This window comes from Desulfotomaculum defluvii, assembly GCF_054657375.1.
Genome location: NZ_BAAHYV010000004.1, coordinates 110,028 through 135,640 on the forward strand (window position 1 = coordinate 110,028; position 25,613 = coordinate 135,640).

Annotated in this window: 28 protein-coding genes and 1 riboswitch; of the genes, 24 read left to right on the forward strand and 4 right to left on the reverse strand. The window is 42.3% G+C overall.

Features of this window, described 5'->3' with window-relative positions:
- Positions 1-5 precede the first annotated feature (5 nt).
- The 9 genes from ACYQ03_RS02255 (at position 6) to ACYQ03_RS02295 (ending at position 5,936) form a co-directional block, all read left to right on the forward strand.
- Positions 6-1,139 (forward strand): DUF3794 domain-containing protein, encoded by a 1,134-nt coding sequence (locus ACYQ03_RS02255; RefSeq protein ID WP_459907301.1) that lies wholly within the window; start codon positions 6-8, stop codon positions 1,137-1,139.
- A gap of 159 nt (positions 1,140-1,298) precedes the next feature.
- A complete protein-coding gene (locus ACYQ03_RS02260) occupies positions 1,299-1,982 on the forward strand; it encodes a hypothetical protein (RefSeq protein ID WP_459907303.1) in 684 nt (227 codons plus the stop codon).
- 14 nt (positions 1,983-1,996) lie between these two features.
- Positions 1,997-2,299, forward strand: a complete 303-nt coding sequence (locus ACYQ03_RS02265; RefSeq protein WP_459907305.1) for a YbaB/EbfC family nucleoid-associated protein — start codon at positions 1,997-1,999, stop codon at positions 2,297-2,299.
- A 13-nt stretch (positions 2,300-2,312) separates the two neighbouring features.
- Entirely contained in the window at positions 2,313-2,612 is a 300-nt protein-coding gene (locus ACYQ03_RS02270) for a YbaB/EbfC family nucleoid-associated protein (RefSeq protein WP_459907306.1), read from the forward strand.
- A 272-nt stretch (positions 2,613-2,884) separates the two neighbouring features.
- On the forward strand, positions 2,885-3,085 hold the full coding sequence (locus ACYQ03_RS02275; RefSeq protein ID WP_333529983.1) for a hypothetical protein: 201 nt from the start codon (positions 2,885-2,887) through the stop codon (positions 3,083-3,085).
- Positions 3,086-3,258: 173 nt separating this feature from the next.
- On the forward strand, positions 3,259-3,744 hold the full coding sequence (locus ACYQ03_RS02280; protein ID WP_459907308.1) for a hypothetical protein: 486 nt from the start codon (positions 3,259-3,261) through the stop codon (positions 3,742-3,744).
- A gap of 140 nt (positions 3,745-3,884) precedes the next feature.
- Positions 3,885-4,880, forward strand: a complete 996-nt coding sequence (locus tag ACYQ03_RS02285) for a S8 family peptidase (RefSeq protein WP_459907310.1) — start codon at positions 3,885-3,887, stop codon at positions 4,878-4,880.
- Positions 4,881-4,987: 107 nt separating this feature from the next.
- A complete protein-coding gene (locus tag ACYQ03_RS02290; protein WP_459907312.1) occupies positions 4,988-5,239 on the forward strand; it encodes a heavy-metal-associated domain-containing protein in 252 nt (83 codons plus the stop codon).
- A 250-nt stretch (positions 5,240-5,489) separates the two neighbouring features.
- Positions 5,490-5,936, forward strand: a complete 447-nt coding sequence (locus ACYQ03_RS02295) for a DMT family transporter (protein ID WP_459907314.1) — start codon at positions 5,490-5,492, stop codon at positions 5,934-5,936.
- Between the two features lie 31 nt (positions 5,937-5,967).
- Here ACYQ03_RS02295 and ACYQ03_RS02300 read toward each other — a convergent pair whose 3' ends face one another.
- The gene (locus ACYQ03_RS02300) at positions 5,968-7,335 is read right to left on the reverse strand and encodes an alanine/glycine:cation symporter family protein (protein WP_459907316.1); all 1,368 of its coding nucleotides are present in this window, start codon (positions 7,333-7,335) and stop codon (positions 5,968-5,970) included.
- 279 nt (positions 7,336-7,614) lie between these two features.
- On the reverse strand, positions 7,615-8,187 hold the full coding sequence (locus tag ACYQ03_RS02305) for a L,D-transpeptidase family protein (protein ID WP_459907318.1): 573 nt from the start codon (positions 8,185-8,187) through the stop codon (positions 7,615-7,617).
- 224 nt (positions 8,188-8,411) lie between these two features.
- Between ACYQ03_RS02305 and ispE the strand changes: the two genes are divergently transcribed.
- The 7 genes from ispE to ACYQ03_RS02340 all read left to right on the forward strand — a co-directional run bounded on the left by ispE (position 8,412) and on the right by ACYQ03_RS02340 (position 14,948).
- Positions 8,412-9,260, forward strand: coding sequence for a 4-(cytidine 5'-diphospho)-2-C-methyl-D-erythritol kinase (ispE, locus tag ACYQ03_RS02310; protein ID WP_459907320.1), 849 nt, complete (start codon positions 8,412-8,414; stop codon positions 9,258-9,260).
- Positions 9,261-9,325: 65 nt separating this feature from the next.
- Positions 9,326-10,018, forward strand: coding sequence for a GntR family transcriptional regulator (locus tag ACYQ03_RS02315; RefSeq protein WP_459907321.1), 693 nt, complete (start codon positions 9,326-9,328; stop codon positions 10,016-10,018).
- Positions 10,011-10,793, forward strand: a complete 783-nt coding sequence (locus ACYQ03_RS02320; protein ID WP_459907323.1) for an NTP transferase domain-containing protein — start codon at positions 10,011-10,013, stop codon at positions 10,791-10,793. Before ACYQ03_RS02315 ends, ACYQ03_RS02320 begins: the two co-directional genes overlap by 8 nt.
- A gap of 45 nt (positions 10,794-10,838) precedes the next feature.
- Entirely contained in the window at positions 10,839-12,056 is a 1,218-nt protein-coding gene (gene ilvA, locus ACYQ03_RS02325) for a threonine ammonia-lyase (protein ID WP_459907325.1), read from the forward strand.
- A 117-nt stretch (positions 12,057-12,173) separates the two neighbouring features.
- Positions 12,174-12,428 (forward strand): septation regulator SpoVG, encoded by a 255-nt coding sequence (gene spoVG, locus ACYQ03_RS02330; protein ID WP_333529973.1) that lies wholly within the window; start codon positions 12,174-12,176, stop codon positions 12,426-12,428.
- A 177-nt stretch (positions 12,429-12,605) separates the two neighbouring features.
- The gene (gene glmU / locus ACYQ03_RS02335) at positions 12,606-13,976 is read left to right on the forward strand and encodes a bifunctional UDP-N-acetylglucosamine diphosphorylase/glucosamine-1-phosphate N-acetyltransferase GlmU (protein ID WP_459907327.1); all 1,371 of its coding nucleotides are present in this window, start codon (positions 12,606-12,608) and stop codon (positions 13,974-13,976) included.
- A 21-nt stretch (positions 13,977-13,997) separates the two neighbouring features.
- On the forward strand, positions 13,998-14,948 hold the full coding sequence (locus ACYQ03_RS02340; RefSeq protein WP_459907329.1) for a ribose-phosphate diphosphokinase: 951 nt from the start codon (positions 13,998-14,000) through the stop codon (positions 14,946-14,948).
- A 221-nt stretch (positions 14,949-15,169) separates the two neighbouring features.
- Here the strand turns inward: ACYQ03_RS02340 and ACYQ03_RS02345 are convergent, their stop codons facing one another.
- Positions 15,170-15,295 carry a hypothetical protein gene (locus tag ACYQ03_RS02345; protein ID WP_459907331.1) on the reverse strand — a complete coding sequence of 42 codons (126 nt, stop codon included), beginning with the start codon at positions 15,293-15,295 and terminating at the stop codon, positions 15,170-15,172.
- A 253-nt stretch (positions 15,296-15,548) separates the two neighbouring features.
- Positions 15,549-15,657: riboswitch (SAM riboswitch) on the forward strand.
- 100 nt (positions 15,658-15,757) lie between these two features.
- On the opposite strand from ACYQ03_RS02345, the gene ACYQ03_RS02350 reads away from it, so the two are divergent.
- From ACYQ03_RS02350 to ACYQ03_RS02365, 4 genes are all read left to right on the forward strand, one after another.
- The gene (locus ACYQ03_RS02350) at positions 15,758-16,957 is read left to right on the forward strand and encodes a homocysteine biosynthesis protein (protein ID WP_459907333.1); all 1,200 of its coding nucleotides are present in this window, start codon (positions 15,758-15,760) and stop codon (positions 16,955-16,957) included.
- 18 nt (positions 16,958-16,975) lie between these two features.
- A complete protein-coding gene (locus tag ACYQ03_RS02355; protein ID WP_459907335.1) occupies positions 16,976-17,377 on the forward strand; it encodes an NIL domain-containing protein in 402 nt (133 codons plus the stop codon).
- Between the two features lies 1 nt (position 17,378).
- On the forward strand, positions 17,379-18,122 hold the full coding sequence (locus tag ACYQ03_RS02360) for a UPF0280 family protein (protein WP_459907337.1): 744 nt from the start codon (positions 17,379-17,381) through the stop codon (positions 18,120-18,122).
- A 108-nt stretch (positions 18,123-18,230) separates the two neighbouring features.
- Positions 18,231-18,650 (forward strand): ferritin family protein, encoded by a 420-nt coding sequence (locus ACYQ03_RS02365; protein WP_459907338.1) that lies wholly within the window; start codon positions 18,231-18,233, stop codon positions 18,648-18,650.
- Between the two features lie 122 nt (positions 18,651-18,772).
- Here the strand turns inward: ACYQ03_RS02365 and ACYQ03_RS02370 are convergent, their stop codons facing one another.
- A complete protein-coding gene (locus tag ACYQ03_RS02370; protein ID WP_459907340.1) occupies positions 18,773-19,801 on the reverse strand; it encodes a PRC-barrel domain-containing protein in 1,029 nt (342 codons plus the stop codon).
- Positions 19,802-19,936: 135 nt separating this feature from the next.
- Here ACYQ03_RS02370 and ACYQ03_RS02375 point away from each other — a divergent pair, with 135 nt between their 5' ends.
- The 4 genes from ACYQ03_RS02375 (at position 19,937) to mfd (ending at position 25,585) form a co-directional block, all read left to right on the forward strand.
- On the forward strand, positions 19,937-20,569 hold the full coding sequence (locus ACYQ03_RS02375; protein WP_459907341.1) for a 50S ribosomal protein L25/general stress protein Ctc: 633 nt from the start codon (positions 19,937-19,939) through the stop codon (positions 20,567-20,569).
- Between the two features lie 165 nt (positions 20,570-20,734).
- On the forward strand, positions 20,735-21,349 hold the full coding sequence (pth, locus tag ACYQ03_RS02380; protein WP_459907342.1) for an aminoacyl-tRNA hydrolase: 615 nt from the start codon (positions 20,735-20,737) through the stop codon (positions 21,347-21,349).
- A gap of 158 nt (positions 21,350-21,507) precedes the next feature.
- Complete coding sequence (locus ACYQ03_RS02385; protein WP_459907343.1) at positions 21,508-21,906, forward strand: hypothetical protein; 399 nt, start codon at positions 21,508-21,510, stop codon at positions 21,904-21,906.
- Between the two features lie 169 nt (positions 21,907-22,075).
- Positions 22,076-25,585 (forward strand): transcription-repair coupling factor, encoded by a 3,510-nt coding sequence (gene mfd / locus ACYQ03_RS02390; protein WP_459907345.1) that lies wholly within the window; start codon positions 22,076-22,078, stop codon positions 25,583-25,585.
- Positions 25,586-25,613 lie beyond the last annotated feature (28 nt).

Consider the following 25,613-nt stretch of genomic DNA (forward strand, 5'->3'; position numbering starts at 1 on the left):
AAAAAATGCCTAACGGTTTCACCGGATGTGTTTTAGTTAAGCTGCCGATTGTTATAGCCGATGTTACAGATTCTATTATTGTAGACAATACCACTTGTCTCGATGAATTAGCCAAAAAGATTGATCATATTGATGTAGTTGTCAGAGACTTGGAGGCAGATGCTGTTTACGGCGGGTTCATTAGTCCTAATAACCTGAATGGTTTTCGTCAGAATGTTATAGCCCCTGGTAGAGTTCCTAATTTTATTAATAATTTCTGCAGTAGCCCCAAGACCAGTGTGCATCCCTATGAAAAGGAATGCGGTCCGAGGGAACTTAGAAGCATCACTGTGCACGGAACTATCCACAAGCAAATTTATTATGTCAATAGGGATGACGACGTACGTCACCTAGGCGAAGATATCCCCTTTACCAAAACAGTGAAATTGGATCCACCGCTGCCGGTTATGAATCCTGGCAATACTGATATAGAATTTAAGGACGTAGACGTTGACATTGCCTTTGATATGCCACGTCCAGTCCGTATTAATCAAACTGCCACAGTAAGCTTTGTGCTTAAAATTACTGAAGATCAGCAAATATTTATTCAAACCTGTTTGCCTGATCAGGATATTGTGGGTCAACAAGTACTGTCAAACACTGGCTTTGAAGCCTTCTCTGGTTGTGTACTGGATGTGTGGCAAACTTCCAACGTAGCACCCGGTGAACCAGGCAGAAATGGTAACGGTTCATTTTCTGTTGGCTTAGGGGGTCCAGCTACGTCCGACTGCATCAATCCTACTGCTGAAACAGCTTCCTTGGTACAGAGCATTCCCAATGAAGTTATTCGTCCTGGGTTGCGATATGAATTCTGCTTCTATATTCAGGATGTGGTGCCCACTGGTATAGTCGAAAACTACAGAGTTGATGCCAGAATTGCCTTCTACAATGAGACTGGTCAGGAGATTAATTCTTCACAAGTAACTACTTTCCAAGAAACAGAAATTAACGGAACCTGGACTAGAAAGTGTGTTACCTCCAATGCTGCTCCAGAAGGTGCAGTGTCGGGTAATGTTTCTATTGTATTTACTAGAGAAGGTGGAGACACCGGATCCTTTGTTAGAATTGATGATGCTACTTTAATTGTTCGAGGTGCCTAAGTACAGTATGAGTAAAGCCGCCCAGAAATCGGGTGGCTTTACTGTTTATACCAGGAACTAAGAGTGATTCCAGAAGTCACTAATATATTTTTTGCACATATATTATAACGGTAGTTTGTTTGTTTACTAGCCAATTATTTTTATAAAGGGGGGGAAGAGTTGAATAGCAATATTGAAACAAATGTACCAGAACAGGGTAATCAGCCTCTTAAATCAGCCACGGATGCATTGCACCTGGGGTTAGAAGATTCCATGTTTAAGTTGCTTCACTTTCAAGCACAGCAGGGAGCAGATGAGAACAGTACCATGATTATGTTAGCATTGATGAATCTACTAGGTATTGTTAATTGTATGAACAAGATTTTACCCGAAGGACAAAAAGTTCGGGGTACTGGGGATCTAGCAAGCCAAATGGCCGGAGTATTGGGCGGTTCTGCGAGTAATTCAGTAAATCCCCAGGGTAATTCTGGGGGTATTGATCCGGGTTTAATTGCTGCTTTGGCCAGCATGTTAGGGGGGCCTGGCAAAACAGAAGGAAGTGGAGAGTCTAACAATAAGCAGGGGCTAGACCCAGCAATGTTGGCAACCCTTGCGGGCATGTTAGGTGGACCTGGCGGCGGGGGAAATAACCCTGCAGCCTTAATGGCGATGTTAGCTAATATGTTAGGACCCAGAAGACCTGCCGAAAAAACCGCTGAGCAAGCAGCTAAGGGGGAAAAAACAGAAAGGTCCGAGGAGAAACCGAGACAGACTAATGAAGGGCAGAGGAAAGAGACAGGGCCTACCCCCAGGGGGATGTTAAAATGGGATCCCCGGTTTGGTTCTCCATCATCTTCATTTTAGGGAGGTGTGTTTAATTGTTCGGAAACCTAGGTGGTATGCTTTCCCAGGTACAGAATATGCAAGAAAGTTTAAAACAAATACAAGTTGAGGCTATTGCTGGAGAGGGCAATATTACTGTTACTATGAATGGAAATCAACAATTAATTAATGTTAAAATTTCCCCTGATATCCTCACAGGAGATGTGGCCCAGTTAGAAGATTTGGTAGTAGAAGGGATTAAGTTGGCGCAACAAGAGAGTAGAAATAAGGTACAAGAAGAAGTGGCCAAATTAACCGGCATTAATGTAGGAAACTTTATTAATATGTTTAAAGGGTAACGGAGGTGAGTCTGTGTTTGGTAATATGACCAAAATTGTTGGCCAACTTCAAAATTTACAACAGCTTCTTAAAGATATGACAGTGGAAGGAACAGCTGGGGATGGTTTAGTTAAGGTTATTATGAATGGGCAACAAAGTATTCTTGCTGTAAGGTTTGATCCCGATCGCATATTCTCCCTAGAATCTGAAGCTCTGGGACAGATGATTACAGAAGCCTATAACCAAGCGCAAATTGAGAGTAAGGAGAAGGCCAAGGAAGAAGTAACAAAGTCAACAGGTTTAAATTTGTCAAGTTTGCCCGGAATATTTTAGCCGTCAGCCATTAGACTTCAGCCTTCAGCTTTAAAACCTAGAAAAGACCCATGGCCAACTGTATTTTTATCAGTGGTTTGTGACTGAGGGTCATGGGCGAGTAATAAAATACTATTTTATCAAAAAAGGGGGCCCTAGGGCTACCCTTTTTTACTTTGCAATGCAAAATTTGTCTCTAAACTCTGTAACACAAAGTCTCTCTTTCTCATAATTTAATGTAAGGACGGTCCCGGGATATCGTTCAAAGATTTTAACATAAGGAGGAATATTGGATGTCCAACGTATTAGAAGGCATTAAGGAAAAGGTAAGTGGAGGTTATGGTGGAAATTTAGGTCTTTGCTGCTGCCTGCTCCTAGCTCTATTCATTATTGGCATAGCACTCGTATTCTGCGGCATTTTACCTTACCACCTGCTCGGTCTGTATCTATTCCTAGCTCTGGCTATCTTCTGCTGCTGCTTTTGCTGGTGCTAAACTACCAAAACAAAAGTTTTGTATCCTTTATGAGGGAAGGGGCTACATCCTCGTGTAGCCCTTTTCCACCCGACACAAAGGTACAGTAAGGAGAGTAAAAAAAGGAGTTGATCAAGGTGGGAGAAAGATCCAGCAACCGGCTCGCTAGCAACCTAGAGCAGCTGGTCTCTAGAATGGAAAATATTCATTTCCAGAAGAGCAGTGAACTGGACCAGGTTTCCGGTGTGCTGGGAAACATGGATAAACTGGTCAGTATTCTCTCTAGGGTGGAACTACAACGACAAGCTGAACAACAGTTGAATGATCAGCTAGCTAAGTTAAGCCAAGTTTTGGAACGTTTATCAGATCAACCAGCGGTTTCCAAAAAAGAAGAAGTTCCCGTAGAGGATACAGTAAGAAAGATTATCAAAGGTGTTAAGGTTACAGGCAAGGTTATGGATATTGTTGCTGGTAGTCTTGGGGTGATGTTTGACACCATTGTAACCACTGTAAAGACACCTGAGCGTCAAGGTGGTACTAGGTCTTCCAAAGAGCAGGTGGATTTAGTCAGTGTTTTAGCACCATTGGGGGGTCTGCTGCAAGGTTTGCTAGGCACCGAACAGGTAGAGAGTAATCCATCCAATATACAAAATAAACCCGAAGAAAAGAAGGACGAATAAGGGGTGTAGGTGGTAAGAGGGGATGAGGTTATGGGTGGTAAAAAAACCGAGTAAGAATAATCTTGTTCAGAGATCGTCTCCACCGGGGAAAATTGACCCCACCCCATATGGGTTTGATAAATTGGATGGGTGCACAGGATGTGCGCACTCTGCCAAATGTTAACGGGTTGATATGTACTTTACCGTCGGATATTACTGACCAGGAAATTCTTTCCACCGGTGGAGTTGTGGCGGTTGAAGAAAATTTTAAAGTAAGTTTGGTACCTTGGGCACCCATTAATTTTAAGACTTATTCGGAGCAAGTAATTCCCTGGGGCGTTCATTATATTGGGTCTGATGTATGTTGGCAGGAGACCAGGGGGCAGGGGGTTAAGATTGCGGTTATTGACAGTGGAATTGATATAAACCACCCTAACTTGAGAAAAAATTTTCGGGGAGGTATCAATCTTATTTCTCCAGGTTCACCTGTCTATGATGATAATGGTCACGGTACCCATGTTGCGGGGACTATAGCTGCAGCAAACATTGGCAAAGGAATTTTAGGTGTGGCTCCGGAGGCTGAAATATATGCCGTGAAAGTATTGGACCAGTGGGGTGACGGCACAATACTGAATGTTATTAATGCCCTACACTGGTGTCTCGAAAACCACATTAAAATTGCCAATCTGAGTTTTGGTACTGATAAGTACAGTCGAGCATTGGAGGAAGCAGTTAGGGAAGCCCGCCGACGAGGTCTATTAATTGTGGCTGCGGCGGGGAATGATGGAGGCCCCGGTACTGTTGATTACCCAGCGGTGTTTAAGGAAACAATAAGTGTTGCTGCAATGGATGCAAAGGGGAAAATAGCTGACTTCAGTAGCAGTGGACCGGAGGTGGATTTATTGGCCCCAGGTAGCAATATTTTATCAACTTATCGTTGGGGCACATATGTGAGATTAAGTGGTAGTTCCATGGCAACAGCACATATAACCGGGGCTGCTGCGTTGTTAAAAGCAAAATACCCTGAGGAAGATAATCAAATGGTGATACGAAGGTTGTTGACTGGGGCTAAAGGACTTCAAGGAAAGGGTAGTAAATCTACTGGTGCTGGTATTGTGAGGGTTGATCTTTCATTAAAATCTTACCCGGGGGCATAAAAATTGCAAAGAATATATTATCGCCCCCGGCCAGGTTAAATACTGCGGGGGTTGATTATTTGTATAATGACCTGATTTTTGGCAGAAAATAAAGAATAAGTCAGGAGGTGACAGCATTGACTGAGGCAAATATACAGGACCATCAGAATATAAGTAAAACCTTTAAAATTGGTGGCTTACAGGGAGGCCAGCACGATAAACAAGAGATAGAGACTTACCTATCTCAAATTGACGGGGTCGATAAGGTTATTGTGAATCTTGAGGAAAGTTCTGTAACCGTCGATTTTGATCCTGGAGCCATTCACACGGATTATTTGCGTGGTACCCTAAGATCACTAGGGCATGATATCTTAGTATAGAAGTAAAACATTAGCTGTTGGCCGTTAGCTAGCAGCCTTCAGCCATCAGTTTTAAAATAGCTTGGGAAAGGCCTTGTGCCATGGGCCTTGGGTTTTTTGTGCATGTTTTGCTAAGGGGTCTTAATGGCCCACGGCACAAGGCCCACGGCCCATGGCCTGTTTGTATTTTTATTCAGTGTTTGTGATTTTAAGTAACGTACGGTTAATTAAGTAAAAAGTAAAGGCTAGCCACTTAATGATGGAGGTATAAATGGACGGAAAGCTTTTAGCACTTATTATTGCTGCGACATCAGGACTTACCATGGCCTTGCAAGGGACATTGAACTCAGCCTTAGGGAAGGTAGTGGGGTTATGGGAAACGACCTTTATAGTTCATGCCGTTGGAACGCTGTTTGTCGGTATATTGGTTTTTGTCTGTCGTTTGGGAGCCTGCGATTTAGACAAATGGGTAAGTGCACCCTGGTATACATATTTGGGTGGTTTATTAAGTGTCATCATTATTTATATGGTTGCAAGGAGCATGCCCCTTGTCGGAGTAGCTTCTGCAACCACAGCTATTATTGTTGGGCAAGTGCTTACTGCCGCGGCCATTGATCACCTTGGACTTTTTGGTTTTCAGAGAATACCCTTTAATTGGTATCATGTGGGCGGCACACTTTTGATGGCTAGTGGAGCCTTCTTGTTGTTAAAAAAATAATCACCCTTACAAGCGTAAGGGTGATTATTTTTTATGCACTTACCCTTTTACCGGAACGTTCGGCTTGAAGCTCACGTTTTCTTATGGCCATGAAATCTTTTGTTTCAGCAGCAATTATACCAGAAAGACCGAGCAAGCCAATGAGGTTAGGAATAGCCATAGCACCATTTAATGTATCGGCAATATTCCAAACCAGTTCTAATTCCAAGGTGCAGCCAATAAACGCTGCAATAACAAAGGCGTAACGATAGTATTTAACGGCACTGCGACTAAAGATATATTGGAAACATTTTTCGCCGTAATAGGACCATCCTAAAACTGTGGAGTAGGCAAAGAAAATAAGACCGATACTGACGATATATTTACCCATACCGGGGAGGAAAGAGTCAAAGGCAGCAATGGTAAGTTCAGCACCTGATACTTCGCCGGTATAAAGACCGGACATTGTTAATACGATACCGGTAATTGAGCAGACGATAATTGTATCCAGAAAAGTACCAGTCATAGATACCAGTGCCTGGCGCCCAGGGTGGTCAGTTTTTGCAGCAGCAGCAGCAATGGGAGCAGAACCTAAACCAGCTTCATTAGAGAATACTCCACGGGCTACACCATAACGGATTACAGTACCTAGTGCACCGCCGGCCACTGCTTGACCAGTAAAGGCGTCTGTTAATATTAAAGAAATTGCTGGAACCAGTTTATCCAAGTTCATGGCAATAATTGCTAGACCGCCCAATACATAGAAAATAGCCATGAAAGGAACTACAAAACCAGTTACCCGGCCAATACTTCGAATACCGCCAAGGACAACGGCGCCAGTAAGAATTGCTAAAATAATACCAGTAACAATGGGGCTGACGCCAAAGGTACCATTCATAGCAAGGGCCACTGAGTTGGTTTGTGTCATGTTACCTATGCCAAAGGCGGCGAGGGAACCAAAGAGAGCAAAGATCCAACCCAACCATTTCAATTTCAAGCCCCGCTCAATATAATACATAGGGCCACCGGCCATTTCTCCCTTTTCATCCACAGTGCGGTATTTAACTGCTAATATTGCTTCGGAATACTTGGTAGCCATACCAAAGAACGCTGTTACCCACATCCAAAAAACCGCCCCTGGTCCACCAGTAAAGACGGCGGTTGCTACCCCGGCAATATTACCTGTACCAATGGTGGCAGCTAGAGCTGTCATCAGGGCGTGGAAGTGAGAGATATCACCTTCCGACGTTTTATCCTGCTTGTTTGGGGAAAAAGCTAGTTTTAAGGCGTAGGGCAGGGTTCTTACTTGAAGAAAACCCAACCGTAGGGTCAAATATATGCCTGTACCAACCAGTAGAGCCAGCATATAAGGACCCCAGACAAAACTGTTGATGTCACTAATTAGAGTTGCAAAATCCATAAATAAGTCCACCTACCTTAATTAAAGAATGTATTTATACGGTGGATATATATTCTTCCGGAGTGACCAAAAATCCTGCAAAATTCGATAAATTTAAAATTTTATTATTAACCATTGATGTACAGTTAATTGACATATATTGGTTAACCATGTTGACAAAATTTAATGCCTTTGATAGCCATAATGTGGACAAATTTTTCTAACGAACGTGCAAAAAAATATAAAGACTTAATGAAAGGTAAATGACCAAATCATTAAGTCTTTATAAAAAACAACTTACTATGGAAGAAAAATTATTTGTCCTACCTCTAGCATATTAGGGTTAGGGATAGTATTAATGGCAAGGAGTTTTTCCGTTGTTATATGGTATTTATGAGCAATTTTCCATAGGGTATCGCCAGCTTGAACTGTATAGGCCGAATGATCTAGGGGGGGACCGCTGCCTGGAGCTGAAGGGGATACCAATACTTTTTGGTTATAACCTTGAACTGCTTTAATTTCAACCATAGTACCTATAGGAACCTGAGGGAAAAGATCTTCTACATTCTTATTATGCATACGGATGCAACCTAAGGAAACATATTTACCAATGGAAGAAGGATTACTGGTTCCATGGATTCCATAATTACCTCCGGGAATATTTAAGCCCAACCAACGAGTGCCCAATATGCCACCAGGATTTGTGACCTTGTTAATAACCTTATATTCGCCAGCGGGAGTAGGGGTAGTTACCTTGCCCACACCAACAGGGTAAGATTTAGACAACTTATCACCGATATAAACATTCAACTGTCTTAGTTTAGGATCAATCTGTAATGTAATGCCGGCCCGATAAAACATGGTGGTATTCATCTAACCACCTCCTTTCATGTCCCAATTACTTTATATTATGAATAATTTAGGATTTGGGCCCGTTGGGTTGCGGTATTTTTTAATTATTTAGTGCAAATAATAGTAAAAATAACCTTCGCAGCTAATATGCGGATCTCCTCAGCCAAAAGGAAGGGGGAAAAGAAGGTTTTCCCACCTCATTTAGGGAATAGCAATATATAATTGCTTTAGGGGGAGATAGGCGCATGGGAATCAGGCTAAAGGCACATGGTAAAATAAATTTAACATTGGATGTTCTAGCCCGGCGTCCCGATGGTTACCACGAAGTAGAAATGATTATGCAGAGTATTGATTTGCATGATGTTTTGGAAATTGATTCACAAACTACAGGGGTTAGTTTATCTGTTTCGGGAATCCCAGTAACCACTGGGGAGGATAACTTAGTGTTAAAGGCAGCACACCTGTTGAAACAAATTGCTCATCCTGAAGCTGGTGCAAACATCTGTTTGTATAAGAACATACCAGTGGCTGCCGGTTTAGCCGGAGGATCTACCAATGCAGCAGCTGCACTGAAGGGTCTCAATAAACTCTGGAACTTAGGGCTAGGTCAAGAACAACTAATGATATTAGCCGCTAAACTAGGTGCCGATGTTCCCTTCTGCCTAGAGGGAGGTACTGTTATTGCCCGGGGAATAGGTGAAAAGCTTACCCCATTGGATTCGGCACCGCCCTTTGGCGTGGTCTTGGTAAAACCATCCTTTGGTGTAAGTACAGCTCAAGTATATCAAGGTCTTCGAATGGGACACCTAGGAAAGAGACCGGAAACTCAAATTATGATAGAAGCGCTGAAGGAGCATAATCTTTGCAATGTAGCTAAAGAATTAGCAAATGTCTTGGAAAGCGTAACGTTAAAATTATATCCGGAACTAATTTCGATAAAAAAGCATTTGATCGATTATGGTTGCCAAGGGGCTCTAATGTCTGGCAGTGGTCCTACAGTATTTGGTTTAACAGAAAATCTAGCAAGGGCTAATAAAATTGCAGATCAAATGCATCTTCCGAACTGCACAATATTGGCTACTTGTATGATTTGATTTTGCGTATTAGACGTGTAAATTATGTAGAGATTAAGTAATTAAAATAGGGGGCAGGAGATATTATGAGTGATAGCAGATTAGCTCCAATAAAGCTTGATGCATATAAACCTTTGAGGGAAATTGTTTTTGAAACCCTGCGAGAGGCGATCCTCTCTGGTAAGTTAGAACCAGGTGAGAGGTTAATGGAGATTCAACTGGCTGAGGAAATGGGTGTTAGTCGGACGCCTGTGCGGGAAGCTATTCGTAAGCTAGAGTTGGAAGGCTTTGTGGTTATGATACCGCGTAAAGGTGCCTATGTTGCCGGTATTTCTCTCAAAGACGTAACAGATGTTTTTGAAGTTCGCGCATCATTGGAGGCCTTGGCAGCCGGGTTAGCTGCAGAGAGGGCAACCAATGAAGAAATTGAGGAATTGGAAAGGTCGTTATTGGCTTATTCTGAACAGACAAATAAACAAGATATCAACAAAATTGTGGAAACTGATACCGATTTTCATGAATTATTATATAAGGCCAGCCGAAATGAAAGATTACAAATTATTATTACTCACCTAAGGGAAATCATTCAGAGGGTACGGACTGTGTCTTTATCCCAACCAGGTAGAAGTAAAGATGCCATTGAAGAGCACCGTCAAATTGTGGATGCCATTGCCGATCGTAATGTAGAGTTGGCACAGAACTTAGCAAGAGAACATATTTACAGTGCAGAAAACATCATGCTAAATTCCCTCAAGGGGGCACAAAAGAGAAATGATTGATGCGCTGGTTTTGGCCGGCAGTATGAATAATGTACATTTAAAAAATAACAGCTCAGAAGCCTACGAAGCACTCATTAGGTTAGGGCCACTTCCAATGCTTTGGTACGTCATTTGTGCCCTAAGAAACTGTAATGAAGTGCAGCGGATTGTTGTTGTTGGTCCCCCTGAAGTAAAAAAAGAATTACCACCGGATGTTCTTTGGGTAGAGTCTGGTCTTACTATGATAGAAAACATACAACGGGGTAATGCTCTGATGAAGAGCCACTATTTAGTGGCATCTTCGGACATTCCCTTATTGACGTCAGAGTCTATATCGGGGTTTCTGGAGCTTTGTAAGGAATTAACAGATGATCTTTATTATCCTCTAATTCCTAGGGAAACTGTGGAGAAAGCTTTTCCCGGAGCCCAAAGGACTTATGTTTCTTTTAGAGAAGGGGTTTTTACGGGGGGGAATCTTTTTTTGGTTAATCCTCGAGTTGTAGAGCGGTGTCTTACCATAGGACAGGAATTAGTGGATTTACGGAAGAAAGTGTTTGCTCTGGCTTGGCGGGTAGGTATACCCCTCCTATTAAAGCTATTATTCAGAGTTCTGACATTACAGGAGGCTCAGGAAAGGGTATCTAAGATGCTTAATATTCGAGGTAGAGCTATAATTTGCCCCTATCCCGAGGTTGGAATGGATATTGATAAACCAGCTGATCTGGAACTAATATGTCGGGCATTGGGATATGAAAGATGTAAAGTAGCTAAGTATGAACTATATGGGGTTGAATAATAATAAGATAAATAAAAAGTATTAGCACTATGAGGAGCAGCGATCATGGATAATAACCTGATAACTTTGCAAAACATTTTAGAAGCAAAAGAGCGGCTAAAGGGAGTCAGTCGGTTAACACCTCTCGAGCCCTCTGAGGTCCTTAGTAAGATGACAGGAGCAAATGTATTTATAAAACTGGAGAACCTCCAAAAAACTGGTTCGTTTAAGTTGAGGGGTGCCTATAATAAAATAGCTGTCTTAGCTCAGGAGTCCTGTAAAGGAGTGGTGGCAGCTTCCGCAGGCAATCATGCCCAGGGAGTAGCCTTTGCATCCAGTCAAGCAGGCATTCCTGCCACCATTGTAATGCCTAAGGGTGCTCCCATCACTAAAGTAGAGCGTACCAAAGCCTATGGGGCCAATGTAGTTCTTGCAGGACAAGGTTACGACGATGCCTTCCGTAAAGCCCAGGAAATTCAACAGGAAAATGATGCTGTTTTTGTACATGCCTTTGATGACCCGTTGGTGATTGCTGGCCAGGGTACCATAGGTCTGGAAGTATTAGAAGAGATACCAGATTTAGATGCCATTGTTGTACCCATTGGCGGGGGTGGTTTAATCGCAGGAGTGGCCTGTGCGGTTAAAGAACAAAGGCCCGAGATTCAAATCATCGGCGTAGAGGCTGCTGGTGCTCCCTGTATGCTGGAGGCCTACAAAAGCGGGGAAGTTCATGAATTAAAATCTGCTAATACCATTGCCGATGGCATTGCAGTACGTCGTCCCGGAGATCTTACCTTTCAAATGGTTCGCAAATATGTGGACCAAATCGTCACTGTGGATGATGAAGAAATTGCCTGGGCCATTTTGATGTTGTTAGAAAGTTCAAAACTGATGGTGGAGGGTGCAGGTGCAGTGGGTATAGCTGCATTACTCCATAGAAAGTGTGACCTCAATGGTAAAAAGGTTGCTGTAATAATCAGCGGTGGGAATATAGATGTAAATGTTATTTCGATAATTATAGAAAGAGGTCTTGTAAAGGCTGGACGTTATCTAAGATTTAAGACAATCTTAACCGATAAACCTGGTTCTTTACAAAGACTCCTATCTGCCCTTGCAGATTCAGAAGCAAACGTAATATCCATTGTTCACGATCGGATAAAGCCCAATGTACCGTTAAAACAAGCAGAGGTTGAAATTTCTTTAGAGACCAGGAATGCCGAGCACATATCGCAAATTGTCGAATCTTTGGGTAAAATGGGGTATGAGTTAGATATTTTAAGATAATACAAAAAAATGATCTAAAATTATTAAATAAAGTTATCAATTAAGAAGGATTTTCACTTTCGCTGCAGAATTTAGTAGCCCAACAGCAGTTGATGCAGCGGAAGGTGGTGAAGAATTTTGCATGTGACTGACGTGCGGGTACGTAAAGTACTCATGGAAGGCAAAATGAAGGCCATTGTTTCAGTAACACTGGACGATGCATTTGTTATCCACGATGTAAAAGTGGTTGAAGGACAAAATGGTTTGTTTGTGGCTATGCCCAGCAGAAAAACTCCGGACGGTGAATTTAGGGATATTGCTCATCCGATAAATTCATCCGCAAGGGAAATAATTCAGAACGCCGTATTGCAAGCATATCAAGAGGCGATATAGGTAAATGATTATACAGGGGAGCTTTTGCTCCCTTTTTATTTTCGCAATCTTCTTTTTATTGTGTCATTGCCTCTAATAAAAGGAGATTGTATTTTTTTGTTGAAAGATAACGGTTGGTAGAAAAAAACATGCCGTAATAGGATATCCTATAGAAAGAAGAAAAAAGGGGGGCGCGGAATGGAACTTGCTGCGGTAATTTTGGCTGCCGGCAAAGGCACTAGAATGAAATCAAACTTGCCTAAGGTTTTACATCAACTATGTGGCAGGCCTATGCTGGGCCATGTGTTAAATTCCGTAGCTGAAGCCGGAGTAACCAAAAAGGTAGTTGTGGTAGGGTTTGGCTCTGATCAGGTTACTGACTTTGTTGGCGATAAGGCTAAGGTGGTCATACAAAGGGAGCAATTGGGGACGGCCCATGCTTTAATCCAAGCTGAGGAAGAATTGCATGATTACCCTGGTAACTTACTAGTGGTTTGTGGGGATACCCCGCTATTAAGGGGGGAAACCTTAGCCAAACTGACCGAGATGCACAGTCAATCCGGGGCAGCAGCGACCTTATTAACAGCTCAACTGGAAAATCCCACCGGTTACGGTCGGGTTCTACGCACCGAAGTAGGGGATGTATCTCATATTGTAGAACAGAAGGATGCATCGCCAGAGGAATTAAAAGTAAAAGAAATTAATACCGGCGTGTACTGTTTTAAGGTACCTGGGTTATTTGCGGCTTTGAAGGAAATATCTCCAGCTAACGCCCAAGGCGAATATTACCTTACGGATATAGTACAGATTCTTATAAAAAAGGGACTTACCGTTAAAGCAGTAACATTAGAAGATGCCCAAGAGGTTCAGGGCATTAATGATCGTATTCAATTAGCTCAAGCTGAAACTGTTCTGCGCCGCAGGATTCTTGAAGATCTAATGGCTCAAGGAGTAACCATTATGGATCCAAATAATACTTATGTGGACCGTAGTGTTAAGATTGGAGTAGACACAGTTATCCTTCCCTTTACGTTCCTAATAGGGGATACTAAAATTGGTAGCGATTGTGTGATTGGGCCAGGTTGCAAAATAACTGATTGTCTTATTGGGAATAACAATGAAATTCAATATTCTGTACTCTTAAACAGCCAAATTGGGAACCATACGATTATTGGGCCCTATGCCTATCTAAGGCCGGGTACCATATTAGCTGACAAAGTAAAAGTGGGGGACTTTGTAGAAATCAAAAAGTCGCAGGTTGGAAGCGGCAGTAAAATACCCCACCTAAGTTACGTGGGTGATGCAACCATAGGGGAAAATGTAAATGTGGGTGCCGGGACGATTACCTGTAACTACGACGGCAAGAGCAAGTATCAAACCATTTTAGAAGATGGAGCATTCATTGGTAGTAATACAAATTTAGTGGCACCGGTTAAAGTGGGCCGGAATGCTGTCATTGCCGCGGGTTCTACTATTACCAAAAATGTACCAGACGAAGCCCTGGGAGTGGCCAGGGGACGCCAAACCAATCTGGCTGATTGGGCAAAGAAACAAAGGAAAAAAAGCTAAATTAAATCTCGGAGGTAAATGATGTCTTCCAATAGTAAAAGATTAAAGATTTTTGCAGGAAATGCTAATCCTCAATTAGCCCAGGAGATTTGCCAGTATCTTGGCGTTACCATGGGATCTTCCGAAGTAACACACTTTAGTGATGGGGAAATTAGGGTTAAAGTAGATGAGAGTGTAAGGGGATCTGATGCCTTTATTATTCAACCTACATGTACACCAGTAAACGAGAATTTAATGGAATTACTAATCATGGCTGATGCACTCCGCCGAGCCTCTGCCCGACGCATCACAGCTGTAATTCCTTATTATGGTTACGCCCGTCAGGATCGTAAAACCCGTGCCAGAGACCCCATCACAGCTAAACTTGTTGCTAATATTGTATCAGCCAGTGGTTGTCGCCGGGTGATAACCATGGATTTACATGCGGGTCAGATTCAGGGTTTCTTTGATATTCCTGTGGATCATCTGCCTGCTGTACCTATCTTGGCGGAATACTTTCAACAAACACAGGACCCTGAAAATGTAGTTGTGGTTTCACCTGATATTGGTGGGGTTACCCGTGCTAGAGATTTGGCTGAGCGAATTGGATCACCCTTGGCTATTATTGACAAACGTCGCCCGGAACCCAATGTAGCCGAAGTTACCAATGTTATTGGCAATATTAAAGGGAAAACTGTTATTATGATTGACGATATTATCGATACTGCTGGAACCATCACAAAGGGAGCGGCTGCGCTAATGGATCGTGGTGCCAAAGAAATCTATGTTTGCTGTACCCATGCAGTACTTTCTGGTCCGGCCATACAGCGGTTAGAAGAGTCTGTTATTAAAGAAGTGATTATCACAAATACCATACCATTACCTCCGGAAAAAATGATTAATAAAATTAAAGTGTTATCTGTGGCTCCATTACTTGGTGAGGCAATTATACGCATCCACGAAGACCTTTCGGTTAGCAAGCTATTCTCTTAATAAGAGATAGATTTGCCATCAGCTTTTAGCTGTAAGTTATCGCTAATGGTTGGTAGGTGGCCTTGGGCCATGAGCCATGGGCCTTGGGCTTTTTTGCCTGTTCTGTTTAGGGGTCTCTTGCTCATGGCACACTGCATTTTCATATTTTGTGTAGGTCAAAGGGGTTTTATAAAAGAAATGCGACGTGGAGGACTGTTCCCCCTGTCGCATTTTTTATATATCTACCAGTGCCCATGCCAATTCTCATAAAAGTCAATGCCGGTTTCATCTTCTTGTTCCTCTGGTGACCCCCAACCAACGATACCAGTTTTAAGCATGTCCGGGCGGGACTCTTCCAGGTTATACATAGCACTCACCTCCTTCTGGTTGAATAATATATTTTGATGATTATCGTATGGTTATGCAGACTAACTAAGTTGTCTGGTCAAAGCAAAAGACCCATAAGTGTAACCAGCACAAAAAGCCTATGGCCTTTTCCAAAGGTGATTTAGCTGACGGCTGATGACTATTCCTTTTTACCAAAAAAAAATAGTTGACAATATAACTTGGCCTTGCTAAACTAAACAGTATCTTAAATTAAACAAACCAATTAAATATGCGCTCTTATCCCGAGAGGTGGAGGGACTGGCCCTATGAAACCCAGCAACCGTCCGGTAGAACCCGGACAGGTGCTAATTCCTGCAGAAGATTTTCTTCTGACAGATAAGAGGTGAGCTATGACCGTGATATGGGAATAAGCCTCTTCTGTTAAGAAGGGGCTTGTTTATTTTATTATGGACTGGAAGAGCGCGCAGAAGGAGGATTTTTAAATGGCTGTTGAGAGAACCTATGCAGAAATTAATGCCCGTATCAAAGCGGGAAAGGCAGTGGTATTGACTGCTGAAGAAGTGATTGGAAAAGTGAGAGAGCAGGGACTGTCTAAAACGGCTGCAGAAGTTGATGTGGTAACTACTGGTACCTTTGGCCCCATGTGTTCTTCTGGTGCGTTTTTGAATTTTGGACATTCTTCTCCTCGGATTAGAATGACTAAAGTATCTCTAAATAATGTTCCTGCCTATACTGGCATAGCTGCAGTGGATGCATTTATCGGCGCCACGGAAATTCCCGAAGAGGATCCGGCAAATGGAGATTTTCCAGGGGATTTTCGCTACGGTGGGGGTCATGTTATAGAGGATTTGGTAGCAGGAAAGCAAATAAAGCTGAAAGCTTTATCCTACGGTACTGATTGTTACCCCAGAAAAGAAATAGAAACAACCCTTACCTTGAATGAGATAAATGAGGCTATTTTATTTAACCCTCGCAATGGTTATCAAAACTATAACTGTGCCGTTAACCTAAGTGATAAAACTATCTATACCTATATGGGAACACTTAAACCCCGCTTAGGAAATGCCAACTATTCTACCTCTGGACAATTAAGTCCCCTGATGAAGGATCCTAATTTTGCTACCATAGGCGTAGGCACCAGAATCTTTCTGGGTGGGGGTGTAGGCTATGTGGTTTGGAATGGCACCCAGCATTTCCCCGGCTGGCTAAAGGACCAAGAGGGAAACGTGGTGGGCTCAGCAGGTGGGACACTTTCTGTTCTAGGTGACCTAAAGCAGATGAAAGCCCAGTGGCTAAGGGGAACCAGTTTCCGAGGTTATGGTGCTACTCTAACCGTAGGGTTAGGAATACCTATTCCTATACTTAACGAAGAAATACTACGTTATGCTGCATTATCAGATGAGGAACTGCATGCTCCGGTAGTTGATTACAGTGATGCTTACCCGAATCGGGTTGGTGGGAATTTAGGTTTAGTCAGCTATGCCCAATTAAAATCAGGGAAAATTACTATAAATGGTAAAGAAATCCCTACGGCACCCCTATCTAGTTACCCAAAAGCTAGGGAAATCGCTAATCAGTTAAAGAACTGGATTGAAAAAGGAGACTTTTTATTGGGTGAACCAGTACAGCTTCTACCTGGCCCTGCAGCAGGTTTAACGGGTAAGACATTAGATATTAAGTAATGGAAGGAGTGTCGGTAAATGGCACCTCATAAAATTGTTTTGCGTTTCACTTCATCAACATCTGATCAACCTATTATCTATCACTTAGTAAAGGACTATGATTTGGTGGTAAATATTGTCAAGGCACAAATTAATCCTCACCTAGAAGGGACTTTAGTTTTAGACCTTTGGGGGGAGAAATATGAGGAAGGTATAGAGTATCTAAGGAATCAGGGTATCTCTGTACATCCCCTTACTCAGGAAGTAGTCCGCAATAACGATCGTTGCACCAGTTGTGGGGCTTGCACAGGGCATTGCCCCGCGGGAGCTCTATATATAGAACGTCCTTCCATGGAAGTGCAGTTTGATGGAGACAAGTGTGTATTGTGCTTACAATGCTTAAAGGTTTGCCCGGTTCGAGCGATGGAGGTACGAATATAGAATGGATTATATCGAGCGCACCTATCGTGATTTGCATCGTCAAGGAGATTTGATACATTTCCAGGTGGGAGTTAAAGAAACAGATCTAGATATTGGTGTGCGGCGGGATCGTTTTACTCCCGAACTGGTAAGCTGGGTGGAGAAATTAATTAAAGAGCAACGGTCACTGTTGGAAGAATATATTAATAGGGACACTGTTTTTCCAACCACCCTAAATCCCCACAAAGTTTTGCCAGGTGCCCCGGATATCGCCATAGAAATGGCTGAAGCTGGTCAATTGGCTGGTGTGGGGCCCATGGCTGCGGTGGCGGGTGCTTTTTCTCAAGTAGTGGGAAAAGCTTTGAGTCGGCGTTCCCGTGATGTGATAGTGGAAAATGGAGGAGATATTTTTATTAAAACTTCCTGTGCACGAAAGGTAGGAATCTTTGCCGGAACCTCCCCCTTTAGTAATAAAATTGCACTGGAAATTCAACCGTGGCAGAGCCCATTGGGTATTTGCACGTCATCCGGTACGGTAGGTCATTCCCTAAGTTTTGGTAAGTCTGATGCAGTGATCATTCTTTCTTCCTCACCCATTTTGGCTGATGCAGTGGCCACTGCCGCTGGCAATTTTGTGCAGGTAGAAGAAGATGTACAAAGGGCGGTGGACTATGCTGCTTCCATAAAGGGGATAACTGGTGCTGTGGCCATTAAAGGAGAGAAGATGGCTGTTTGGGGCCAAATTAAGTTGGTTCCCATGGGTTAGGAGCATCTTTATTTTAATGCAAGAAAAATGCAAGACTTTTGTCATGGTAAATTCCCCCAGCGTAACTTACAATGGGTTAAGATAATAACGCAAAAGGGGGAAATGATTTTGCATTTAACTATTAATGATATTTTAGATGTAGCCATTAAATCTGAGGAAAGCAGCTATAAATTTTACAGTGAAATGGCAGGCAAGGCGAAGCTTGTAGAAACTGAGAAGATTTTAAAAAGATTAGCCCAGGATGAAAAGGACCATTTGGATTACCTTCTCTGGCTAAAATCTGGTGAACCGATCAATGAAGAAGTATATTTTGATGGCTTCGAAGAGGCCGGGGAGCTAAACCCCGACATGACACCCGAGGAAGTACTGACCATTGCCACGCAACGTGAAGATGCAGCAGCTAAAATGTATAATCAAATGGCAGATATTTTTAAGGCCCAACAGGATAAAAAATTTATCTTTGAACGTATGGCTAGGGAAGAGGAACACCACCGTGCAGCTGTGGCAAAACTAATGGAAGAGTTGTAAAAAGGTCAGTGTCGCAAAACTACTTTTCAGTAGCTAGCGACACTGCTTTTTTGCTGTTAGCTATTTGCTTTTAGCCTTAGGTTTTTAATGATACCTAATGCTTAAAAGTAAGTGACCCCATACTAATCGGTTTTTTCTTCCTTTTCTTTGCTTAACTTTTCAGAAACCAAAGGTGATTCTTCTATTACCAAAGGTTCCTCGGTAGCTTCCTTTTCGTCCTCGGGTTCCTTCTCTTCACGGGGTAAAGCACCTGGAGGTAATTCATGGACTTCAACAAAATCTTCAACTTGTTCTGCCCTACTTAAGTCATCGGTTTGACGGGGAAGTGAGCCTGGTGGCAAATCTGCAATAATAACTTCATCCTGAATAGACTCTCTGGTTTGTAATTTTTCTTCCTCTTTCCTTAGAGCTCCTAAAGGTAAATCTTGAACCGTAACCTCGTCTTCAATATAGTCATCATTACCTTTTTTCTTAACCCTATCTCTTAGGCTTTCTCCTAGATCTTTGGTTTTACTTTCTATTTCTTCCACTGTTTTACTGCTGATTTCTTTGGTTATATTGCCGATTTCCTTTGTTTTTTGCAAAGTGCTTTCCCAGATATGATTTGTACTATCCTTTAGCTGTTTAACTGTTTCTTGCAGACCGCCATCAACTTTGATCAGATTATCTAGGGCATCCACCGATGTTACAACTAGTTCTTTACCAATGGTTTTAATAAACGATACTTCCAAAAAGGACTTGCCTTTAATCAAGCTATTTAAGAAGCTGCCGCTAATTTCTAAACCAACAATTTGACCGGTGATTTCATCAATAAAGAATTCATCTACTTCACCAAGGTCGGAACCATTTTCTACAATAACCTTGCATCCAATAATGTTAACTTTTTCTTTGAAAAGCTTTAAAATGTCTGGTAAACTAGTACCTTTTTCAACAACCGCTCCCTGATCAATGGTAATGGCGTCGGCTCCAACGCTACGAACTTTACTATACGGGGCAAACTTTTGATCTTTAAACCAACCTTTTTGCTCTATGATTAGGGCGGCTATTCTTTGCTCAACCGGATCTACCACTAACCCTTTGACTGTGCCCATTTCTTGGCCTTCGGCAAGACTGATGATAGGCATACCAATAAATTTTTTGCTCTTGCGCATGTATAAGGCCCCCCCTTTAAATCAAAACTTATTATATTCATCTTTATGCCCAGATGTTGTTTGATATGACCAATAATAGGGAATAATAGATGGCATGATAAGATTTTCTTTATATTCAATGGAGGGGTTAATTTTATGACTGGTTCAGTATTAGATGCCAACATGAGGGAAACAAATACAAAATCTATAGTTAAGCAAATTAGAAACAATGGTGGTGTGCCCGGAGTAGTTTATGGAAAACAAATTGGCTCCATGAATATTTCCGTTGATGCTAAGGATTTAAAGAAGATTCTAAATTCCGTAACTGGGCGCAACACACTTATTAATATGAACGTAAATGGCGGTAAACAGACTGTTATGGTAAAGAGTTTACAGATGGATCCTGTAGACCGAAATATCAGGCATGTGGATTTTCAGCAGGTATCTCAAGATACAAAGGTTAAGACAGTGGTTCCCATCCAACTAGTAGGTACACCTAAAGGTGTGGCCCTTGGTGGAGTTATTCAGCATGACCTGCGCAGTGCAGAAATTGAATGCTTACCCAACGAAATACCAGAAGCAATTAAAGTGGATATTAGCGGTTTAGAGATTGGCGATACCTTATCTGTAAGCGATTTAAACATTCCATCGGGTGTTAAAATTTTGGATCATCAACATACGACTGTAGTAGGTGTAGCCACCATGAAGGCCCCTGAGCCTGCTGGTCAGCCAGAGGTACCACCAGAACCTGAAGCGGAAGCGAAGGCTAAAACTATAGAAAAGGAGTAGGAAGCCTAAAATCTAGCCATATTGTCAAATTATAAAGGACTGGGTTATCCCTAAAAAGGCCATGGGGTAACCTTTTCTTTTACTCATAGATTCCCTAGTCAGTAATTCTATTGCCTTCAAGCAAAAGCTAAGGTAAAATACCTTCGATAAGGGGGTAATAATTAAATGAAATTAATTGTTGGCTTGGGTAACCCGGGAGTAGAGTATGCCCAAACTAGACATAATATTGGATTTATGGTTATTAATAAATTGGCAGTTGACTTGGGTCTAACCTCGGAAAAAAATCAGCATAAGGCCTTGATCAGTCAAGTTAATATTGGAACTCAAAAAGTAATTTTGGCGAAGCCTCAAACATTCATGAATTTAAGCGGTCAGGCGGTGGTAGCCATAATGAACTGGTATAAAATAGCCACAGAGGATTTGCTTGTTATTGTAGATGATATGGATTTACCCCCAGGGACCATGCGAATCCGCAAAAATGGTAGTGCCGGTGGACAGAAGGGTTTGCAAAGTATTATCGAATTATTAGGTACCAAGGAATTTACCCGCATGCGAGTGGGTATTGGTCGCCCTGAATATGGTGCAGTGGGTCATGTACTGGGTAAGATCAGTGAAGAAGAGGCAAAAATAATTGACCCAACCATTCAGAACGCGGCGGAAGCAGCAAGAGTTTGGGTATTGGAAGGTACTCAGATGGTTATGAATAAATATAATCAGAAGAATAAGACGAAGAAGAATAAGGCAGAGTTAGAAAGTAAGGATAACTCTTTGGCAGAATAGTTTGAGTCCCCCTTAGCCATCAGCCGTCAGCTTTTTTGGGACATTTACAGTTTACATAGGCTATGCATTATGAATTATTGACAACCATTAACAAATGCTCCACAAATAGCTAACAGCTAACAGGGTCAAGAAGAAACAGAGGAGTTATTGATAATAAAATGATTGTCATAGCTGCTGCAACCTTACTGGCTGCTGTAACCTCTTGGGTTATCAACGGGTGGGTTTTGAATTTTTTGGGTAATCGAGGGATTGCCTTTTTAACACCGCTGGTAGAAGAAACTGCAAAGACATTTTGGGCAATCCTTCTAAAAACCTCCCTTGTCTATACTCACATAGGTTTTGGCCTAGTAGAAGCCCTGGTGGAATTGAAACGCCGAGGTGTGAAAGGGGTCTGGGCGGCCTGTACAGCCATCATAGCCCATAGTTTATTTGGTTTACTTACAGTGAGGGTTTATTCGGCAAGTAATTTATTGGTAGCTCTAATTGTGACTTATCTAGTACATACCATCTGGAACTGGTTCATAGTATACTATAGTAAACAAACAAGGGTAACTTGACGAGGGAATAATGACAGAGTATAATTTGCCGACATAGGATAAGTTTATTTTTTGCCTGGTGGATAAAGGGATACTCCCAATGCCATCCAGGCTGAAGCTATTTAAACTACTATATTAGCTACCAGAAAAACATCAGTGGCCTATATGGGTCCATAATGCAGGAGAAAATATGAACGGATTATTACGGCCGTTAGAGTTAACAATTGAATATCAACACTTACTTCAGGGTTTGGAAAAAGGCTTTAAACAACAAATGGTTTTTGGTTTAGCTGGGTCCCAGCGAAGTTATTTATTTGCAGGGCTCTCCTATACAAATCGGTCAATTCTTGTGATAACACCGGGCGAGACGGAAGCGGGTATTCTATTAGATGATTTAGTTTCATTGTTGCCTGGTGTTTCTGTACAGCCTTTCCCAGTTTGGCAGTTGCTACCTTATCAGGTTTTAGCTCATAGCAATGAGGTATTAGCCCAGCGATTAAGGGTTATGGAAAAGCTTTCAGAAGGAGAGCCCATGGTGGTTGTTACTTCGGTGGAAGCTCTTCTGAGAAGGTTGACACCACCGGAAGTATTTCGCTGTGCTAAATTGAAACTTACCTTGGGCCAACGGGTAGACCTGGAAAAACTGAGGTTAAACCTGGTGGAGTTGGGTTATGAGAGAGTGGAATTAGTGGAGGGGAGAGGACAATTTTCAAGCCGGGGCGGTATTATTGACATTTACCCGATGACCGAGGATTTGCCGGTACGTATTGAGTTTTTTGATGATGAAGTGGATTCAATTCGTCACTTTGAAGTGGATAACCAGCGAAGTTTGGACAAATTAAATGACATAAATATTTCGCCCTGTAGAGAATTAATAGTGAACTCAAAGGTCTGGCAAAGATGTGAAGAAAGTTATGAATTGGAATTTAAAAACCAACTAAAAAAGCTGCAACGATCTGGCTCCGTGGATGCCGTACATCAGCTTTCTTCCCAGGGATCAATGATACGGGAGCAGATACGCAGGAGAATACCCTTTGATGGGATGGAACAGTTACTGTATTATTTCTATCCAGAACCCGTGACACTACTTGATTATTTTATAGAACAGCCCCTTTTACTAGTGGATGATCCTGTCCGCTTTAAAGAAGTGGTTGATACAATTCTCAAAGAGAGAAATGAAACCTATACCGATTTATTAGGCAAAGGAAAGGTCTTACCAGGACATTTTAATAGTTATCTGGAGTGGCGACAACTTTTAGCAGCCATAGAGAGAAGGCAGAGCATTTTCTGTTCTTTTTTGCCCAGAAACCCCCATTACCTAAAACCTCAAAATGTTGTCAATTTTCCAGCTAAAGCAATGCACAGTTTTTTAGGCCATGCTGAGGTTTTAGCTGACGAAATCCGTCATTGGCGTCGCAGAAATTATGCCATTGTACTATTAGTGTCTTCGGAGGAAAGGGCAGCCAGTCTGTTACAATCGCTAAAAGATACCAAGATAGATGCCTTTCGGGTAAAACAACTTGATCAGGAAGTAAGGGAAGGTAATGTAGTCATTACTGTTGGTCAATTGGCCAATGGCTTTGAATTGATATCAGGGCGCCTAGTTGTTATCACAGATGCTGAGATATTTGGTCAACGAAAAAAAGCACGCAAACAACGTTCGCGGCCAGATGCCAAAATGGAACCTTTGGCAGAGTTAAAGGCAGGGGACTATGTGGTCCACTTAAATCACGGCATCGGGCGTTACCTGGGAGTCATTACCCTGGATATTGGAGGGTTACAGAAGGATTATCTACAACTACAATACGCAGGGGAAGATAAGCTCTATGTTCCAACGGATCAAGTGGGCTTGTTGCAGAAATACTTGGGAGCAGAAGCAGACCATCCTAAGTTATCCCGTCTAGGGGGTACAGAATGGTCTAAAGCAAAGGCTAAAGTACGAGAAGCAGTAAAGGATATGGCCGATGAGTTATTAGCTCTTTATGCTTCTCGTCAAACTGTCCAAGGCCATGCTTTCCCTAAAGATACTCCTTGGCAATCCGAGTTTGAGGCACTTTTCCCCTACGAAGAAACACCTGATCAACTACGGGCCATTGAAGAAGTAAAGCTGGATATGGAAAAGGGACGGCCAATGGATCGACTTCTCTGCGGTGATGTAGGTTATGGCAAAACAGAAGTTGCCCTAAGGGCTGCTTTTAAGGCAGTAATGGATAACAAGCAGGTTGCAGTATTGGTTCCCACAACTATTTTAGCGCAGCAGCACTTCAATACCTTTCGGGAGAGGTTTGCCAATTACCCAATTCGTATAGAAATGTTATCTCGTTTTCGGACACCTAAGGAGCAGCGGCAAGTTCTGGCGGGACTTGCCTTGGGAGAGGTTGATATTGTTGTAGGTACCCACCGCTTAGTACAGGATGATATTGTTTTTAAGGATCTGGGTTTGCTGATTGTAGATGAAGAACAGCGTTTTGGAGTAAGTCATAAGGAAAGGTTAAAGCAAATACGTAAAAATGTAGATGTTTTAACCCTGTCAGCTACACCTATTCCTCGGACACTGCATATGTCACTGGTGGGGGTTAGGGACACCAGCCTGTTGGAAACACCTCCTGAGGAGCGTTTCCCGGTCCAAACCTATGTTTTAGAAGAAGACCCCGTATTAATTAGAGAAGCGGTAAGGCGTGAGTTGAATCGGGGAGGGCAGGTATATTTTGTTCATAATAGGGTTGTGGATTTAGATCGACTTGCCGGTTGGTTGCAAAATTTGGTTCCGGAGGCGCGAATTGGTTTAGCCCATGGTCAAATGAAGGAAGATGAACTGGAACAAATTATGATTGAGTTCATGGATGGAGAATATGATGTTCTAGTTTGTACCACGATTGTTGAGACCGGTCTAGATATATCCAATGTTAATACATTAATTGTCAAAGAGGCAGATCATTTTGGCTTATCACAACTATACCAATTAAGAGGAAGGGTTGGACGAACAAATCGACTGGCCTATGCTTATTTTCTCTTTAGGAGAGATAAGGTACTTACAGAAATTAGCGAGAGAAGGTTATCTGCCATTCGGGAATTTACCGAATTTGGTTCCGGTTATAAGATTGCCATGAGGGACTTGGAAATTCGGGGAGCAGGGAATATATTAGGAGCACAACAACATGGTCATATTGCCGAGGTGGGCTTTGATTTGTACTGTCGCTTATTGGAAGAAGCAGTACAAGAGGCCCGGGGGCAAAAGGTTGAGCAGATTATAGATACATCGGTGGAACTCCCGGTGGAGGCCTATATCCCAGATACCTATGTGCCCAACGGGAACCAAAAGGTAGAACTCTATCGCCGTTTAGCTGCGATGTGGGGACTGAATGAAGTTTCTGATTTAGAGGAGGAACTGGTGGATCGCTATGGTGATTTGCCCGAGAGTGTACGTTGCCTAATACAGGTAACCAAGTTAAAAATTATCGGCCGGCAACTAAAGATCAAAACCATCAGTCGGTCCCAGGGTACTTTCCGGTTACTCTTTGTACCGGATGCTCCTTTAGATGGGGAAAAGTTAGTATCAGTCAGTGAGAAATATAAGAACAATGTTAAATTTCACACTTCTACCGAGGGATTTGAGATAAAGCTAATAACAAGAGACAAAGGTGATCTAACACTAAGGAAGTTAGAGCAATTGGAGAGTTTTATGGGCCGGCTGAAATAACTTGCCGGCCATTCTTAATCCGTTGTAT